Below are 17,428 nucleotides of genomic sequence, written 5' to 3' on the forward strand. Positions count from 1 at the left end.
AACGCGGGAGAGGGTGCGTCAGCCGCAAGGCAGGCAGCCCCTCACTGGAACCGCGGTTCGGGCAAACCATCAAGGAGTCCCGGATATGGCCAAAAAAGTTGTTGGCTACATCAAGTTGCAGATCCCGGCAGGCAAGGCGAACCCGTCGCCGCCAGTCGGTCCGGCCCTGGGTCAGCGCGGCCTGAACATCATGCAGTTCTGCAAAGAGTTCAACGCCAAGACGCAGACTCTCGAGCCCGGCATGCCGATCCCGGTCGTTATCACGGCCTATGCGGATCGTACGTTCAGCTTCGTCACCAAGACCCCGCCGAACACCTACTTCCTGCTCAAGGCCGCCAAGGTCTCCAAGGGCAGCCAGACTGTCGGCAAGGCCGCCGCTGTCGGTTCTGTCACGACCGCGCAGCTGCGCGAGATCGCTGCAGAGAAGTTCAAGGATATGAACGCGAATGACATCGACGGCGCAGTGCGCATGCTGGCCGGTTCGGCCAAGTCGATGGGTCTGAACGTGGTGGAGGGCTGATCCTATGGCCAAGAACAAGAGGCTGACCGCCGCCCGCGCTACGGTCGACACCGACAAGCAGTATGACCTCGGCGCAGCCGTGGCTCTCGTAAAGGGCAATGCCAAGGCAAAGTTCGACGAGACCATCGAAATCTCGCTGAACCTCGGCATCGATCCCCGTCACGCCGACCAGATGGTCCGTGGTCTGATCTCACTGCCGAACGGCACGGGCAAGACCCTGCGCGTGGGCGTGTTCGCTCGCGGCCCGAAGGCTGAAGAAGCCAAGGCTGCCGGTGCGGAAGTCGTCGGTGCAGAAGATCTGGCCGAGAAGATCCAGAACGGTGAAATCGAGTTCGATCGCTGCATTGCGACCCCGGACATGATGGCGCTGGTCGGTCGTCTGGGTAAGATCCTCGGCCCGCGTGGTCTGATGCCTAACCCGCGCCTCGGCACGGTGACCATGGACGTCAAGGGTGCCGTTACGGCAGCCAAGTCCGGTCAGGTCGAATACCGCGCCGAGAAGGCCGGTATCATTCATGCTGGCGTTGGCAAGGCTTCGTTCGGCGAAGACAAGCTGGTCGAGAACATCAAGGCCCTGGTCGATGCCGTCCAGAAGGCCCGTCCGACCGGTGCCAAGGGCACCTACCTGAAGAAGGCAGCCCTGTCTTCCACGATGGGTCCGGGTGTGCGCGTCGACGTGGCGTCGTTCACGGCCTGATTTGAGAGATGACGCCGCGCGGCCTTGCCGTGCGGTGGCGTAGGGGCGGGAAGTGTTCTTCCCGCTTCCGAACCTGTCCGAGACCGGGCGTGCTGTTTCACGAAACAGTCTAAGGGATCTTGAGAGAGATCCGCGAGCGGGAGACGGGGCGTCAGCAGACAGGGCAGGGCAACCTGCCGGAATGCTGGGTTCCGATTGAATGGACAGGCGAGCGGCACTTTTCCGTTTCTGGGGAAGTGTCATGGGTAACCCGGTCTGGAAGCTCCGGTTTCCGGACTGACGAGGAGAATGGATTTGGACCGTCAGGAAAAACGGGCCTTCGTCGAATTCCTCGCCAACGTGTTCAACAGCACGTCCATGGTTGTCGTGACCGAAAACAAAGGTCTCACGGTAGCTGATGTGACGGAGCTGCGTCGACGCGTTCGTGCGGCGGGTGCGACGTATAAGGTTGCGAAAAACCGGCTGGCCAGCCTCGCTCTGCATGGGACCCAATTCGACGGAATTCTTCCGCTGCTGAAGGGCCCGACCGCGCTTGCGTGGTCCGAGGACCCTGTTGCAGTGGCGAAGACGATCGTCGAGTTCGCCAAGACGAATGACAAGCTTGTGGTGCTCGGTGGCTCCCTTGGTAACCAGACGCTCGATGCGAATGGTATCAAGGCTCTTGCCGCCCTGCCGTCGCTGGACGAACTGCGTGCGCAGCTGGTGGGTATGATTTCTACCCCCGCTACGCGTATTGCAGGCGTTGTCCAGGCTCCGGCAGGCCAGCTTGCTCGCGTTTTCGGCGCCTATGCCAAGACCGGCGAAGCAGCCTGAATTGTCTTACGCAGCGTCGCCCCGCGCTCGGGGCGTGTGTTGTGAATCGAAAACCAGTTATACAAAAGGACCATTATCATGGCCGATCTGAACAAAATCGTTGACGAACTGTCCGCTCTGACCGTTCTCGAAGCCGCTGAACTGTCCAAGCTGCTCGAAGAGAAGTGGGGCGTTTCTGCTGCTGCTCCGGTTGCCGTTGCTGCTGCTGGTCCGGCTGCTGCCGCTGCTCCTGCTGAAGAGCAGACCGAGTTCACCGTGATCCTCGCCGAAGCAGGCGACAAGAAGATCAACGTGATCAAGGAAATCCGTGGCATCACGGGCCTGGGTCTGAAGGAAGCCAAGGACCTGGTCGAAGGCGCTCCGAAGACCGTCAAGGAAGGCGTTTCCAAGGACGAAGCAGCGAAGATCAAGAAGCTGCTCGAAGACAACGGCGCCAAGGTCGAAGTCAAGTAATCAAGCCCACGAACCGCGCTTCGTCCCCGGACGAGGCCGGTTGTGGATTGAGACAGGTCAGGGCGGAAATCCTTTCGGGTTTCCGCCCGATTTGCCGTTGCGGACAAACCCTGTATAAGGGCCGGTTGTCGCGCAAGTATGGCAGAAATTCATGGCGCCGGTCGTTCCGGTCGCCCGTCGTCTCGAGATTTCCGGGGCGCGGACGACCCGAAGGTCTGGTGCGAGAGGGCAGGGATAGATGAACGCAATCACCAAATCGTTCACAGGACGCAAGCGGATTCGCAAGAGCTTCGGGCGGATCCCCGAAGTGGCGCCGATGCCCAACCTGATTGACGTGCAGCGCGCAAGCTATGAGACGTTCCTTCAGATGAACGTGGCGCCTGACAGCCGTCAGCAGACGGGTCTTCAGGAAGTGTTCCGGTCGGTTTTTCCGATCAACGATTTTGCGGGACGTGGGCGTCTCGAGTTCGTTTCCTACGAACTCGAAGAGCCGAAATACGACGTTGAAGAGTGCATTCAGCGCGGTCTGACCTATGCAGCGCCGCTGAAGGTCATCCTGCGTCTGATCGTCTGGGATGTCGATGAAGATACCGGATCGCGCTCGATCCGCGATATCAAGGAGCAGCCGGTCTATATGGGCGACATGCCGCTCATGACCGATAACGGCACCTTCATCATCAACGGTACCGAACGCGTTATCGTCAGCCAGATGCATCGTAGCCCGGGCGTGTTCTTCGATCACGACAAGGGCAAGACGCATTCTTCCGGCAAATATCTCTTCGCTGCCCGCGTCATTCCCTATCGCGGTTCCTGGCTCGATTTCGAATTCGACGCCAAGGACCTGATCTATGTGCGTATCGACCGCAAGCGTAAGCTGCCGGTCACCACCCTGCTTTACGCCCTTGAAGGTGAGCACTCGATCGCAGCCCGCGCCGCCAAGGCAGCGGAAGGTGGCGATCTCGAGTCCATGGCGATCCGAGGCATGGATCAGGATGAGATCCTGGCCTATTTCTACGGTACCGTGCCCTTCACGCGTATGCCCAAGGGCTGGGCGCGTCCGTTCGACCCCGAAGCCTTCCGTGGCATGAAGCTGCTCGAGCCGCTCTACGACGCCGATACGGGCGAAGTGGTTGCCGAGGCCGATGCCAAGCTGACAGCCCGCATGGTGCGCAAGATTGCCGAGACGACCAAGGATGTGCTCGTCGGTCGTGCCGATTTGCTGGGCCGTTTCATGGCGCAGGATCTCGTCAACGAAGATACCGGCGAAATCTACGCAGAGGCCGGTGAGGAGCTGACCGAGGCACGTCTGGAAGCCCTCGAGGAATCCGGCGTTACCGAACTGCCTATGCTCGCCGTCGACTCGTCGCATGGCCCCTGGATCCGCAACACGCTTGCCGTCGACAAGAATAACCGTCGTGACGAAGCGCTGATCGATATCTATCGCATCATGCGCCCCGGTGAGCCGCCGACCCCGGAAACGGCAGAAGCCATGTTCCAGGGTCTGTTCTTCGACGCGGACCGATACGACCTCTCGGCCGTCGGTCGCGTAAAGATGAACATGCGTCTCGAAGTCGATGCGCCGGACACCATGCGCGTTCTGCGCAAGGAAGACATCCTGCGCGCCGTCAAGATCATGTGCGAGCTGAAAGACGGCCGCGGTCAGATCGACGACATCGACAATCTGGGTAACCGTCGTGTCCGCTCGGTCGGCGAGCTGATGGAAAACCAGTATCGCGTCGGTCTGCTCCGTATGGAGCGCGCCATTCGTGAGCGTATGGGTTCGGTCGATGTCGATACGGTCATGCCGCATGACCTGATCAACGCGAAGCCTGCCGCCGCCGCCGTGCGCGAGTTCTTCGGCTCCTCGCAGCTCAGCCAGTTCATGGATCAGACCAACCCGCTGTCCGAAGTGACGCATAAGCGTCGTCTTTCGGCGCTTGGCCCGGGCGGTCTGACCCGTGAGCGTGCGGGCTTCGAAGTGCGTGACGTTCACCCGACGCATTATGGCCGTATCTGCCCGATCGAGACGCCTGAAGGACCGAATATCGGTCTGATCAACTCGCTCTCGACCTACGCCAAGGTGAATAAATACGGCTTTATCGAAACGCCGTATCGCCTGGTTCAGGACGGTGTGCTTCAGACAGGCTGGAAATACCTCTCCGCGATGGAAGAGGACAAGCTGATCGTCGCCCAGGCCGACGCCGCGCAGGACAAGGAAACGGGTCGTCTGACCGACGAGCTGGTCTCCGTCCGTCGTTCGGGTGACTTCCGTCTTGTGCCGCCCGAGCAGGTCACGGCTTGCGACGTTTCGCCCAAGCAGCTCGTTTCCGTCGCCGCGGCGCTGATTCCGTTCCTTGAGAACGATGACGCCAACCGCGCCCTGATGGGATCGAACATGCAGCGTCAGGCCGTGCCGCTGGTGCGCGCCGATGCGCCACTGGTCGGTACGGGCATGGAAGCCGCTGTGGCCCATGATTCGGGCGCGACCATCGTTGCCAAGCGCAACGGCGTGATCGACCAGATCGACGGCGCCCGTATCGTCGTGCGTGCGACTGACGAAGCCGGCTCGACCCAGGGCGTCGATATCTATCGTCTGCGCAAATACATGCGTTCGAACCAGTCCACCTGCATCAACCAGCGTCCGCTGGTGCGCGTGGGCGACACGGTTCATGCCGGTGACATCATCGCTGACGGCCCGTCCACCGAGCTGGGTGAACTAGCCCTGGGCCGTAACGTGCTCGTCGCGTTCATGCCCTGGAACGGCTATAACTTCGAAGATTCGATCCTCATCTCCGAGCGTATTGCCCGTGATGACGTCTTCACCTCGATCCATATCGAGGAATTCGAAGTCATGGCCCGTGATACCAAGCTGGGTCAGGAAGAAATTACGCGCGACATTCCGAATGTCGGTGAGGAAGCCCTGCGCAACCTCGACGAAGCCGGTATCGTCTATGTCGGCGCTGAAGTTAATCCGGGCGATATCCTGATCGGTAAGGTCACGCCGAAGGGCGAAAGCCCGATGACGCCCGAAGAAAAGCTTCTGCGCGCCATTTTCGGTGAAAAGGCGTCTGACGTTCGTGACACTTCGCTCAAGCTGCCACCCGGCACGAGCGGCACGATTGTCGATGTGCGCGTCTTCTCGCGTCGTGGCGTCGACAAGGACGAGCGCGCCATGGCCATCGAACGTTCGGAAATCGAACGTCTGACCAAGGACCGTGATGACGAGCGCGCCATTCAGGAGCGTAGCTTCATCGCCCGTCTGCGCGAGCGCCTGCTCAACCAGACGGCAGCGGCTGGCTTCAAGGGTATTCGCGCCGGAACGGTTATCACCGATGAGGTGCTCGACGAGCAGCCGCGCGGCGCCTGGCGCAACATCACCGTCACCGATGACAGCGTGATGTCCGAACTGGAGACGCTGCGTCGCGAGTTCGATGCCGCCGTTGGCAAGATTCAGGCCCGTTTCGACAGCAAGGTCGAGAAGCTGCAGCGCGGTGACGAGCTGCCGCCGGGCGTGATGAAGATGGTCAAGGTCTTCGTCGCCGTGAAGCGCAAGCTTCAGCCGGGTGACAAGATGGCCGGCCGTCACGGCAACAAGGGTGTCGTCTCGCGCGTCGTGCCGGTCGAAGACATGCCGTTCCTCGAGGATGGCACGCCTGTCGATCTCGTGCTGAACCCGCTGGGCGTGCCGTCGCGCATGAATGTCGGTCAGATCCTGGAAACGCATCTGGGCTGGGCCTGTGCGAATATCGGTCAGAACATCGGCAAGATCGCCGATGACTACCAGCGCACTGGCGAGCGCAAGCTCGAACTGCTCGAAAGCCTGCGTGACGTCTATGGCGACGCCGTGTTCGAGAGCGACATCGCGACCCTGCCGAATGAGCAGCTGCTCGAACTGACGGGCAACCTGCGCAAGGGCGTGCCGATCGCTACCCCGGTTTTCGACGGCGCGTCGATCCCCGATATCGAAGACATGCTGGTCAAGGCCGGTGTCGACAAGTCGGGCCAGTCGCAGCTTATCGACGGACGCACGGGTGAATCCTTCGAGCGCCGTACGACGGTTGGCTACATCTACATGCTGAAGCTGCATCACCTTGTCGACGACAAGATCCATGCACGCTCGATCGGTCCGTATTCGCTCGTCACGCAGCAGCCGCTGGGTGGTAAGGCGCAGTTTGGTGGTCAGCGCTTCGGTGAGATGGAAGTCTGGGCTCTCGAGGCTTACGGCGCCGCCTACACCCTGCAGGAAATGCTCACCGTCAAGTCCGATGACGTCTCTGGACGTACGAAGGTCTACGAGGCGATCGTTCGCGAGCAGGATGACTTCGAGGCTGGCATCCCCGAGAGCTTCAACGTTCTGATCAAGGAACTGAAGTCGCTCGGCCTGAATGTCGATCTGGAGCAGAGCGGGTCCTGATGCCTTCTGCCTCCGCATTCTCTCTGTTTGTTGCTAACGCGGGCGCGGCCGGTCTTCCGGCCCGCTCCGTGAAATGGGATTTCGGCGCATGAACGAACTCATGAAGATCCTTGGTCAGACGGGCCAGACTCAGTCTTTCGACCAGATCAAAATCCAGCTCGCTTCATCCGAGCAGATCCGTTCCTGGTCGTATGGCGAGATCAAGAAGCCCGAGACGATCAACTACCGTACGTTCAAGCCCGAGCGTGACGGCCTGTTCTGTGCGCGCATCTTTGGCCCGATCAAGGACTATGAGTGCCTGTGCGGCAAGTACAAGCGCATGAAGTTCCGTGGCATCGTGTGCGAGAAGTGCGGCGTTGAAGTCACGCTCGCTAAGGTTCGCCGCGAGCGTATGGGCCATATCGAACTGGCCTCGCCGGTTGCGCATATCTGGTTCCTGAAGTCGCTGCCGAGCCGTATTGCGACGATGGTCGACATTACGCTGAAGGATCTTGAAAAGGTCCTGTATTTCGAGAGCTATATCGTTCTCGAATCCGGCACGAGCCCGTTCAAGCGTTACTCGCTGCTGTCGGAAGACCAGTATTTCGACGCCATGGACGACTACGCCGATGAGGGCCTTGAGGTCGGTATCGGTGCCGAAGCGGTGAAGAAAATTCTCTGGAAGGCTCGTCTGCTCTCCACAGAAGTTGATCGCCCCGGCCTGGTCGATCGTGACGGTCGTGATCAGGATAAGTCTGACGGCGACCTGCTGCGCGAAGATCTGCGTGAAGCGACTTCGGAAGCCAAGCGCAAGAAGCTCGTCAAGCGTCTCAAGCTGTTCGAAGCCTTCGCTGAGAGCGGCTCGCGCCCGGAATGGATGATCCTGGACCTCGTGCCGGTCATTCCGCCCGAGCTGCGCCCGCTCGTGCCGCTGGATGGTGGTCGTTTCGCAACGTCCGATCTGAATGATCTCTATCGTCGCGTGATCAACCGTAACAATCGTCTGAAGCGCCTGATCGAACTGCGTGCGCCGGACATCATCGTCCGTAACGAAAAGCGCATGCTGCAGGAAGCTGTCGATGCGTTGTTCGATAACGGTCGTCGTGGCCGGGCCATCACGGGTGCCAATAAGCGCCCGCTGAAGTCGCTCTCCGACATGCTCAAGGGTAAGCAGGGCCGCTTCCGTCAGAACCTCCTCGGCAAGCGCGTCGATTACTCTGGTCGTTCGGTCATCGTGGTCGGTCCTGAGCTGAAGCTGCATCAGTGCGGCCTGCCGAAGAAGATGGCGCTGGAGCTGTTCAAGCCCTTCATCTACAGCAAGCTCGAGAAATACGGCCACGCCACCACCATCAAGGCTGCAAAGCGCATGGTGGAGAAAGAGCGTCCGGAAGTCTGGGATATCCTCGAAGAGGTTATCCGAGAGCATCCCGTGATGCTGAACCGTGCGCCGACGCTCCATCGTCTCGGTATTCAGGCTTTCGAGCCCGTGCTGATCGAAGGCAAGGCCATCCAGCTTCATCCGCTCGTCTGCACCGCGTTCAACGCCGACTTCGACGGCGATCAGATGGCCGTCCACGTGCCGCTCTCGCTCGAAGCCCAGCTTGAAGCCCGCGTGCTGATGATGTCGACGAACAACATCCTCAGCCCTGCGAACGGCAAGCCGATCATCGTGCCGTCACAGGATATCGTTCTTGGCCTGTATTATCTGAGCCTCGAAGTGCCCGAATATCACACGACGCCTGACAAGGCCGAGTACGATGCCCAGGGCAATCTCGTTAAGGCCGGTCCGTCTGCTTTTGCCTCGGTTGCAGAAATCGAGCTGGCGATGAACGAGGGCACGCTCAAGCTGCATGACAAGATCCGTCTGCGCATGGAAACGCAGGATGCCGACGGCCAGCCCGTTCGCCAGACCCTGATCACCACGCCGGGCCGCGCGCTCATCGCGCAGATCCTGCCGCGCAACGCTGCCATCCCGTTCTCGCTGGTCAACAAGCAGCTGACCAAGAAGAACGTGTCCGACGTCATCGATGCGGTCTATCGTCACTGCGGCCAGAAAGAAGCGGTCATTTTCTGCGACCGTCTGATGGGCCTCGGTTTCCGTCACGCTGCGCGCGCTGGCATTTCCTTCGGCAAGGATGACATGATCATCCCCGTCGAGAAGCAGGAACTGGTCGAGCGCACCCAGGCAGAGATCAAGGAGTTCGAGCAGCAGTATCAGGACGGTCTGATCACGGCTGGCGAACGTTATAACAAGGTGGTCGATGCCTGGTCGCGCTGCACGGACGAAGTCCAGGCCGCGATGATGAAGGAGATTTCGCGTCAGGTTATCGGCAAGCCGACGAACTCGGTCTGGATGATGAGCCATTCCGGTGCGCGTGGGTCGCCAGCCCAGATGAAGCAGCTTGCCGGTATGCGTGGCCTGATGGCCAAGCCTTCGGGCGAGATCATCGAGCAGCCGATTATCGCGAACTTCAAGGAAGGCCTTTCGGTTCTCGATTACTTCACCTCTACCCACGGTGCCCGTAAGGGTCTCGCGGATACGGCCCTGAAGACGGCAAACTCGGGTTATCTCACGCGTCGTCTCGTCGACGTGGCGCAGGATTGCATCATCGTCGAAAACGATTGCGGCACCGAGCGCGGCCTGACGATCCGTGCGGTCATGGATAGCGGTGAAGTCATTTCTTCGCTTTCCGAGCGTATCCTGGGTCGTACCCTGACGGCTGACGTGACCGATCCGGTGAGCGGTGCGGTTCTCTTCCCGCGCAACACGCTGATCGAGGAAGCTGAGGCAGAGATCATCGAGAAGGCTGGCGTTGAAAGCGTGCTGATCCGCTCGGTGCTGACCTGTGACAGCCGCGTCGGTGTGTGCGGTCATTGCTATGGCCGTGACCTTGCACGCGGCACGCCGGTCAATATCGGTGAGGCCGTTGGCGTCATCGCGGCACAGTCGATCGGTGAGCCTGGCACACAGCTGACCATGCGTACCTTCCATATCGGTGGTGCGGCTACGCGTGGTGCGGAGCAGTCGATGGTCGAAGCGTCGCGTGACGGCAAGGTGACCATCCGCAACCGCAACGTGGTGCAGAACAGCCAGAACGTCACCATCGTGATGTCGCGTAACTGCGAAATTCTGCTGACGGATGAGAAGGGTGTCGAACGCGCCCGTTATCGCGTGCCTTACGGTGCCCGTCTGATGGTGAACGAGGGCCAAGAAGTCACGCGCGGCCTGAAAATGGCCGAGTGGGATCCTTACACCCTGCCGATCATCACCGAGCAGGCCGGTACGGTCGAATATCTCGACCTGATCGACTCCATCACGCTCGTCGAGCGTATGGACGAAGTGACGGGCCTGACCTCGAAGGTGGTCGTCGACTACAAGCAGGGCAGCAAGGGTGTGGATCTGCGTCCGCGTCTGCAGCTCAAGGACTCGGCGGGCAATGTCGTCCGTCTCGCGAATGGCAATGAGGCGCGCTACTTCCTGTCGCCCGATTCGCTGCTATCGATCGAGAATGGCGCCACGGTCCATGCCGGTGACGTGCTGGCACGTATCCCGCGTGAAGGGTCGAAGACTCGCGACATTACGGGTGGTCTGCCGCGTGTGGCCGAATTGTTCGAAGCCCGTCGCCCGAAGGATCACGCGATCATTGCGGAGACCGAAGGTCGGATCGAGATCGGCAAGGACTACAAGTCCAAGCGCTGCATCATCGTGAAGAACGACGAGACCGGGGAGGAGACCAACTACCTCATCCCCAAGGGCAAGCACGTTTCGGTGCAGGAAGGCGACTTCGTGCAGAAGGGTGACCCGCTGGTCGACGGTCCTCGCGTGCCGCATGACATTCTCAAGGTCATGGGTGTCGAGGCGCTGTCCGATTATCTCGTCAACGAGATCCAGGACGTCTATCGACTGCAGGGCGTGAAGATCAACGACAAGCATATCGAAGTCATTGTTCGTCAGATGCTGCAGAAGATCGAAATCCTCGAGCCGGGCGATACGACCTATCTGATTGGCGAGACGGTCGACCGTATCGAGTTCGAGGTCGAGAACGAGAAGCGCGTCAAGATGGGTGAGGAACCCGCACGGGGCATGCCCATCCTCCAGGGTATTACCAAGGCCTCGCTGCAGACGCAGTCCTTCATCTCTGCGGCATCGTTCCAGGAGACCACACGTGTGCTGACCGAGGCGGCAACAGCCGGCAAGGTCGATACACTGAACGGCCTCAAGGAGAACGTGATCGTGGGTCGTCTGATCCCGGCGGGCACAGGTAGCGTGATGAACAAGCTGCGTTCCATGGCAGCTTCTCAGGACCGTCAGCGCGTCAGCCGGGCAGCCCCGGCGGTCACGGATGACGCGGCAGAGTAAAGACGCCGCAGCCTCTGGAAAAACTAGTTTACGTTTGAGATCGGGCGGGGTAATACCCGCCCGATTTCGTATCCGGCGATTCGAAACGGGACTCGGACGAGAATCGAGCAGAACTCTAGAGAATGCTTGACTTTCGTCCGAAGCGGTCATAGGGTTCGCGCCCTCGGCTACCCCCGTCTCGTAAGGCGTCTGAGCCGTTGATAGACAGCATCAAACGCTAACGGTGCCGCCGCCTTCGGGTGAGGCTCAGGCCGGTAGTGAAACAGTCAAAGCGGGCGACATTCTGTCGCGCGCTGCATTTTGTTGGAAGCGAGCAGATCGGGCCTTGGTCCGGTCTCGCAGTGAACAAGGATCGGGAAGGGCGTATGCCGACCATCAACCAGTTGATCGCCAAAGGCCGCGAGCCTGCCGCCAAGCGGAATAAAGTGCCGGCCCTCCAGGGTTGCCCCCAGAAGCGCGGCGTCTGCACGCGCGTCTATACGGTCACCCCGAAAAAGCCGAACTCGGCCCTGCGTAAGGTGGCAAAGGTGCGCCTGACCAACGGGTATGAGGTCGTGAGCTACATCCCCGGTGAAGGCCATAACCTGCAGGAACACAGCGTCGTGCTGATCCGCGGCGGTCGTGTAAAAGATTTGCCGGGTGTGCGTTATCACATCCTGCGCGGCGTGCTTGACACGCAGGGCATCGCCAAGCGTCGTCAGCGCCGTTCGCTGTACGGCGCGAAGCGTCCGAAGTAAGAGGAAATTCAGGCATGAGTCGCCGTCATCGCGCTGTTAAGCGTGAGATCCTTCCCGATCCGAAATTCGGAGATGTCGTCATCACGCGTTTTATGAACGCCCTGATGTACGACGGTAAAAAGTCCACAGCCGAAGGCATTGTCTACGGTGCGCTGGAGTCCGTGCGCCGCCGTGGTGGTGCTACGGCTGACCCGGTCGCCATGTTCCATGCGGCGCTGGACAACGTGAAGCCGGCCGTAGAGGTTCGCTCCCGCCGCGTCGGCGGTGCGACCTATCAGGTCCCCGTCGAGGTTCGCACCGAGCGCCGTCAGGCCCTCGCCATTCGCTGGCTGATCGACGCCTCGCGCAAGCGCGGTGAAAACACGATGCAGGAACGCCTTTCCAACGAGCTGATGGACGCGATCAACAATCGCGGCTCCGCCGTCAAGAAGCGCGAAGACACGCATCGCATGGCTGAAGCTAACAAGGCATTCAGCCACTATCGTTGGTAAGCTTTAAAAGCTGACCTGTTACCCCGGGTGCCCCTTTACGGAGCGCCCGGTACGAATTAGCAATCTTCCCCGCCGCTTATTCGGCGGTGGGTTATGGAGAGAATGATGGCTAAGGCTAAATTTGAGCGGACGAAGCCGCACTGCAACATCGGCACCATCGGTCACGTTGACCATGGCAAGACCTCACTGACGGCTGCAATCACGAAGACGCTCGCCAAGTCCGGCGGCGCGACCTTCCGTGCGTATGACCAGATCGACGCGGCTCCTGAAGAGCGCGCTCGTGGCATCACGATCTCCACCGCTCACGTTGAGTACGAGACCAAGAACCGTCACTACGCCCACGTCGACTGCCCGGGCCATGCTGACTACGTCAAGAACATGATCACCGGTGCCGCCCAGATGGACGGCGCGATCCTGGTTGTGTCCGCTGCTGACGGCCCGATGCCGCAGACGCGCGAGCACATCCTGCTCGCTCGCCAGGTTGGCGTTCCGGCTCTGGTCGTGTTCCTGAACAAGGTCGACCAGGTTGACGACGCCGAGCTGCTCGAGCTCGTCGAGATGGAAGTTCGCGAGCTTCTCTCGTCCTACCAGTTCCCCGGCGACGATATCCCCATCGTCAAGGGTTCGGCTCTGGTGACGCTCGAAGACGGCGACGCAGCAATCGGTGAAGACCGCGTGCTCGAGCTGATGGAAGCTGTCGACACCTACATCCCGCAGCCGGAGCGTCCGGTCGATCGTCCGTTCCTGATGCCGATCGAAGACGTGTTCTCGATCTCGGGTCGTGGTACGGTCGTCACGGGTCGTGTTGAGCGCGGCGTCGTGAACGTCGGTGACGAAGTTGAGATCATCGGCCTGAAGGACACCATCAAGACGACCGTTACGGGCGTTGAGATGTTCCGCAAGCTGCTCGATCGCGGTGAGGCCGGTGACAACATCGGTGCGCTGGTTCGTGGCACGAAGCGTGAAGACGTCGAGCGTGGCCAGGTTCTTGCAAAGCCGGGTTCGATCACCCCGCACAAGAACTTCAAGGCTGAGGCTTACATCCTCACGAAGGAAGAGGGCGGTCGTCACACTCCGTTCTTTACAAACTACCGTCCGCAGTTCTATTTCCGCACGACCGACGTCACGGGCGTCGTTCAGCTGCCGGAAGGCACGGAAATGGTCATGCCGGGTGACAACATCGCCATGGACGTCGAGCTCATTGCTCCGATCGCCATGGACGAAGGTCTCCGCTTCGCTATCCGTGAAGGCGGCCGCACCGTCGGTGCAGGCGTGGTCTCCTCGATCAGCGCCTGATTTTAAGCACGGGCCCTGAATTGGCTGGCCCCGGTCGGAGAAATCCGGCCGGGGTCGGCTTTCACAGGGGCCAGGAGGGAGCAGGGTAAGACCCGAACCCCAACGAGTTGGATTATTGGTAAGATGGACAACCAGAACATCCGCATTCGCCTAAAGGCGTACGATCACCGCGTGCTCGACAACAGCACGAAGGAAATCGTAAACACGGCGAAGCGTACGGGTGCGCGGGTTCGGGGTCCTATCCCGCTACCGACGCATATCGAGCGGTTCACCGTGAACCGTTCCCCACATGTGGACAAGAAAAGCCGCGAGCAGTTCGAAATTCGGACTCATCGCCGCCTGCTCGACATTGTTGAGCCGACACCGCAGACCGTGGACGCCCTCATGAAGCTCGACCTCGCCGCTGGCGTTGATGTCGAGATCAAACTTTAAGGTCCAGACGATGCGTACCGGATTGATCGCAAAAAAGCTGGGTATGACCCGGCTATTCAAGGAAGATGGCACACATGTGCCGGTCACAGTGCTGCATCTCGACGAGGTCGAGGTTGTGGACGCCCGCACGCAGGAGCGTGATGGCTACACCGCAGTGCAGATCGGCATGAGCAAGGCGAAGGTGAAGAACGTCACCAAGCCGATGCGTGGCCATTATGCTCGCACCAAGGTGGAGCCGAAGAAGACTCTTGTCGAGTTTCGCGTGGCAGAAGATGCCGTGCTTGAGGCTGGCACGAAGCTCTCTGCGGCCCATTTCGTCGTTGGCCAGAAGGTCGACGTCACCGGCACCAGCAAGGGCAAAGGCTTCGCCGGCGTCATGAAGCGCTGGAACTTCGCTGGTCTTGAAGCCTCCCACGGCGTGTCCATCAGCCATCGTTCGCATGGTTCGACGGGTCAGCGCCAGGATCCGGGCAAGGTCTTCAAGGGCAAGAAAATGGCCGGTCACATGGGTGACGAGCGTATCACGACGCTCAACCTCGAAGTGGCAGCCGTAGATGCCGAACGCAACCTGATCATGGTTCGTGGTTCGATTCCGGGTGCCAAGGATGGCCTGGTGATGATCCGCGATGCGATCAAGAAGGCCCGCCATGCAGATGCGCCGTACCCGGCAGCGACTGCAGCGGCCGCCGGTTAAGGACTGAGGGCGATGGAATACGATATCAAAACCCTCGATAATGGCAGCGCCGGCACGGTGTCTCTGCCTGAGGAACTGTTCGGCGCGACTCCGCGTGCGGACATCATGGCGCGCGTCGTCCACTGGCAGCTGGCCAAGCGCCGCGCCGGTACGCACCGCACCAAGGGCATGGGCGAAATCTCTGGCACGACCAAGAAGCCGTTCCGCCAGAAAGGCACCGGCTCGGCACGTCAGGGCTCGCTGCGCGCTCCGCAGTTCCGCACCGGTGGCGTTGTTCATGGTCCGGTCGTTCGCGACCATGGCTATGACCTTCCCAAGAAGGTGCGTCGCCTCGGCCTGATCTCTGCGCTGTCGCAGAAGGCCGCTGCCGGCAAGCTGATCGTCATCGATCAGGCCGCTGGTGTGACCAAGACCCGTGAAGCCGCTGCAAAGCTGGCAGCACTCGGCTGGTCCTCCGCCCTGATCGTCGACGGCGCCGTTGATGTGGCTTTCGGTCGCGCTGTGCGCAACCTGCCCAAGATCGACGTGCTGCCCACGATCGGTGCCAATGTGTATGACATTCTGAACCACGATGTTCTCGTGCTGACGCGCGCTGGGCTCGAAGGTCTCAAGGAGCGCCTGGCATGACCACGAGCATCGTTCTTGCGCGCCGTAACAAGGCGCTGCGCATGACGCGTGAATCGATGTTCGACATCGTTCGCGCGCCGCTCATCACCGAAAAGGCGACGGCCCTTTCCGAGCGTAACCAGGTTGTTTTCCGCGTGGCCATGACGGCCGCCAAGCCGGAAATCAAGGTTGCGGTCGAGACGCTCTTCGGCGTCAAGGTCGTCTCCGTGAACACGCTGGTGCAGAAGGGCAAGACCAAGATGGTCAAGGGCCGTCCTGGTCGCCGTTCGGACATCAAGAAGGCGTATGTTCAGCTTGCGGAAGGTCAGTCCATTGACCTCACCGCGAAGCTGGGCTGACGCGGGATAGGATACCATGGCACTCAAGCACTTTAATCCCACGACGCCGAGCACACGTGGCACGGTTCTGATCGATCGCAGCGAGCTCTACAAGGGCAAGCCGGTCAAGCAGCTGACCGAGGGCAAGAACAAGACGGGCGGTCGTAACAACCACGGCCGTACCACGTCGCGTTTCCGTGGCGGCGGGCACAAGCAGTCCTATCGCTATGTCGACTTCAAGCGTCGCAAGTTCGACGTTGCCGGCATTGTCGAGCGTCTGGAATATGACCCGAACCGCACCGCCTTCATCGCGCTGATCAAGTACGAAGACGGCGAGCTGGCTTATATCCTGGCGCCGCAGCGCGTGAAGGTTGGCGATCAGGTGATCGCTGGCGAACGCACTGACGTGAAGCCGGGCAACGCCATGCCGCTGGGCTCGATGCCCGTCGGCACGATCGTTCACAACATCGAGCTTAAGCCCGGTGCCGGTGGCAAGATCGCCCGTTCGGCCGGCACCTATTGCCAGCTGGTCGGTAAGGACGCTGGCTACGCTCAGGTCAAGCTCCAGTCCGGCGAGCTGCGTCTCGTGCGTGGCGAATGCATGGCGACTGTTGGCGCGGTTTCGAACCCCGACAACATGAACCAGCATCTCGGCAAGGCCGGTCGCAACCGTTGGCTCGGTCGCCGTCCGCATAACCGCGGCGTCGTCATGAATCCGGTCGACCATCCGCATGGTGGTGGTGAAGGTCGTACCTCCGGTGGCCGTCATCCGGTTACGCCTTGGGGCAAGCCGACCAAGGGCTACAAGACTCGTGTTAACAAGAAGACGGACAGCCTGATCATCCGTCGCCGCAAGACCGGCAAGTAAGAAGGGGGCAAACAGAGATGGCACGTTCCGTCTGGAAGGGCCCGTTCGTTGACGGGTACTTGTTCGGTAAGGCCGAAGCGTCACGCGCTTCGGGTCGTAATGAGGTGATCAAGATCTGGTCGCGTCGTTCCACCATCCTGCCGCAGTTCGTCGGACTCACGTTCGGCGTTTATAATGGCCATAAGTTCCTGCCGGTGCAGGTGACGGAAAACATGGTCGGGCACAAGTTCGGTGAGTTCTCGCCGACGCGCACGTTCCCGGGTCATGCTTCCGACAAGAAGTCGAAGCGGGGCTGATCATGAGCAAGCCGAAGCACATTCGCACACTCGCTGACACGGAAGCGCAGGCAGTAGCCCGCAACATCCGCGTCAGCCCGCGCAAGCTGAACCTGGTTGCAGCGATGATTCGCAACCAGCCGGCAGACAAGGCAATCGCAGCGCTGACGTTCTCGCGTCGCCGCATCGCTCAGGAGGTCCGCAAGGCCCTCGAGAGCGCTGTCGCAAACGCCGAGAACAATCATCAGCTCGATGTCGATCAGCTCGTGGTCAAGACCGCAGAAGTTGGCAAGTCGATCGTCATGAAGCGTTTCCACGCTCGTGGCCGCGGTCGTTCCTCGCGCATCGAGAAGTTCTTCAGCCATCTGAAGATCGTCGTTGCCGAGCGCGCTGCAGACGAAGCGCCTGCGCCGAAGGGCAAGGGCAAGGGCGCAGCAGAGCAGAAGGCAGCCTGA

General features: G+C 60.5%; 16 protein-coding genes. All 16 read left to right on the forward strand.

Annotated elements, in window-relative coordinates; genetic code table 11:
- Positions 1 to 85: 85 nt before the first annotated feature.
- The 16 genes from rplK (at position 86) to rplV (ending at position 17,428) form a co-directional block, all read left to right on the forward strand.
- Positions 86 to 520: a 50S ribosomal protein L11 gene (gene rplK, locus ABHV46_RS12680; protein WP_023979014.1), complete on the forward strand. Its 435-nt coding sequence runs from the start codon at positions 86 to 88 to the stop codon at positions 518 to 520.
- Positions 521 to 524: 4 nt separating this feature from the next.
- Entirely contained in the window at positions 525 to 1,217 is a 693-nt protein-coding gene (gene rplA, locus ABHV46_RS12685; protein ID WP_336946660.1) for a 50S ribosomal protein L1, read from the forward strand.
- A gap of 294 nt (positions 1,218 to 1,511) precedes the next feature.
- On the forward strand, positions 1,512 to 2,030 hold the full coding sequence (gene rplJ, locus ABHV46_RS12690) for a 50S ribosomal protein L10 (protein WP_336946728.1): 519 nt from the start codon (positions 1,512 to 1,514) through the stop codon (positions 2,028 to 2,030).
- 78 nt (positions 2,031 to 2,108) lie between these two features.
- Positions 2,109 to 2,483, forward strand: coding sequence for a 50S ribosomal protein L7/L12 (gene rplL, locus ABHV46_RS12695; protein ID WP_023979011.1), 375 nt, complete (start codon positions 2,109 to 2,111; stop codon positions 2,481 to 2,483).
- A gap of 238 nt (positions 2,484 to 2,721) precedes the next feature.
- A complete protein-coding gene (gene rpoB / locus ABHV46_RS12700; RefSeq protein ID WP_438381755.1) occupies positions 2,722 to 6,897 on the forward strand; it encodes a DNA-directed RNA polymerase subunit beta in 4,176 nt (1,391 codons plus the stop codon).
- An 88-nt stretch (positions 6,898 to 6,985) separates the two neighbouring features.
- Positions 6,986 to 11,236: a DNA-directed RNA polymerase subunit beta' gene (rpoC, locus tag ABHV46_RS12705; protein ID WP_438381756.1), complete on the forward strand. Its 4,251-nt coding sequence runs from the start codon at positions 6,986 to 6,988 to the stop codon at positions 11,234 to 11,236.
- A gap of 365 nt (positions 11,237 to 11,601) precedes the next feature.
- Entirely contained in the window at positions 11,602 to 11,973 is a 372-nt protein-coding gene (gene rpsL, locus ABHV46_RS12710) for a 30S ribosomal protein S12 (protein ID WP_023979007.1), read from the forward strand.
- A 14-nt stretch (positions 11,974 to 11,987) separates the two neighbouring features.
- A complete protein-coding gene (gene rpsG / locus ABHV46_RS12715; protein WP_025822017.1) occupies positions 11,988 to 12,464 on the forward strand; it encodes a 30S ribosomal protein S7 in 477 nt (158 codons plus the stop codon).
- 105 nt (positions 12,465 to 12,569) lie between these two features.
- Positions 12,570 to 13,760 carry an elongation factor Tu gene (gene tuf / locus ABHV46_RS12720; protein ID WP_438384398.1) on the forward strand — a complete coding sequence of 397 codons (1,191 nt, stop codon included), beginning with the start codon at positions 12,570 to 12,572 and terminating at the stop codon, positions 13,758 to 13,760.
- 123 nt (positions 13,761 to 13,883) lie between these two features.
- A complete protein-coding gene (gene rpsJ / locus ABHV46_RS12725) occupies positions 13,884 to 14,192 on the forward strand; it encodes a 30S ribosomal protein S10 (RefSeq protein ID WP_007282720.1) in 309 nt (102 codons plus the stop codon).
- Positions 14,193 to 14,202: 10 nt separating this feature from the next.
- A complete protein-coding gene (gene rplC, locus ABHV46_RS12730) occupies positions 14,203 to 14,886 on the forward strand; it encodes a 50S ribosomal protein L3 (RefSeq protein WP_336946656.1) in 684 nt (227 codons plus the stop codon).
- Positions 14,887 to 14,898: 12 nt separating this feature from the next.
- Positions 14,899 to 15,513, forward strand: a complete 615-nt coding sequence (rplD, locus tag ABHV46_RS12735; RefSeq protein ID WP_188426071.1) for a 50S ribosomal protein L4 — start codon at positions 14,899 to 14,901, stop codon at positions 15,511 to 15,513.
- A 41-nt stretch (positions 15,514 to 15,554) separates the two neighbouring features.
- Positions 15,555 to 15,851, forward strand: coding sequence for a 50S ribosomal protein L23 (locus tag ABHV46_RS12740; RefSeq protein WP_188426281.1), 297 nt, complete (start codon positions 15,555 to 15,557; stop codon positions 15,849 to 15,851).
- A 16-nt stretch (positions 15,852 to 15,867) separates the two neighbouring features.
- Positions 15,868 to 16,698: a 50S ribosomal protein L2 gene (rplB, locus tag ABHV46_RS12745; RefSeq protein ID WP_025840921.1), complete on the forward strand. Its 831-nt coding sequence runs from the start codon at positions 15,868 to 15,870 to the stop codon at positions 16,696 to 16,698.
- Between the two features lie 17 nt (positions 16,699 to 16,715).
- Positions 16,716 to 16,994 carry a 30S ribosomal protein S19 gene (gene rpsS / locus ABHV46_RS12750; protein ID WP_023979000.1) on the forward strand — a complete coding sequence of 93 codons (279 nt, stop codon included), beginning with the start codon at positions 16,716 to 16,718 and terminating at the stop codon, positions 16,992 to 16,994.
- A gap of 2 nt (positions 16,995 to 16,996) precedes the next feature.
- Positions 16,997 to 17,428 carry a 50S ribosomal protein L22 gene (gene rplV, locus ABHV46_RS12755; RefSeq protein ID WP_336946655.1) on the forward strand — a complete coding sequence of 144 codons (432 nt, stop codon included), beginning with the start codon at positions 16,997 to 16,999 and terminating at the stop codon, positions 17,426 to 17,428.

It is taken from the genome of Asaia sp. BMEF1 (genome assembly GCF_051628905.1).
Taxonomy (GTDB): domain Bacteria; phylum Pseudomonadota; class Alphaproteobacteria; order Acetobacterales; family Acetobacteraceae; genus Asaia.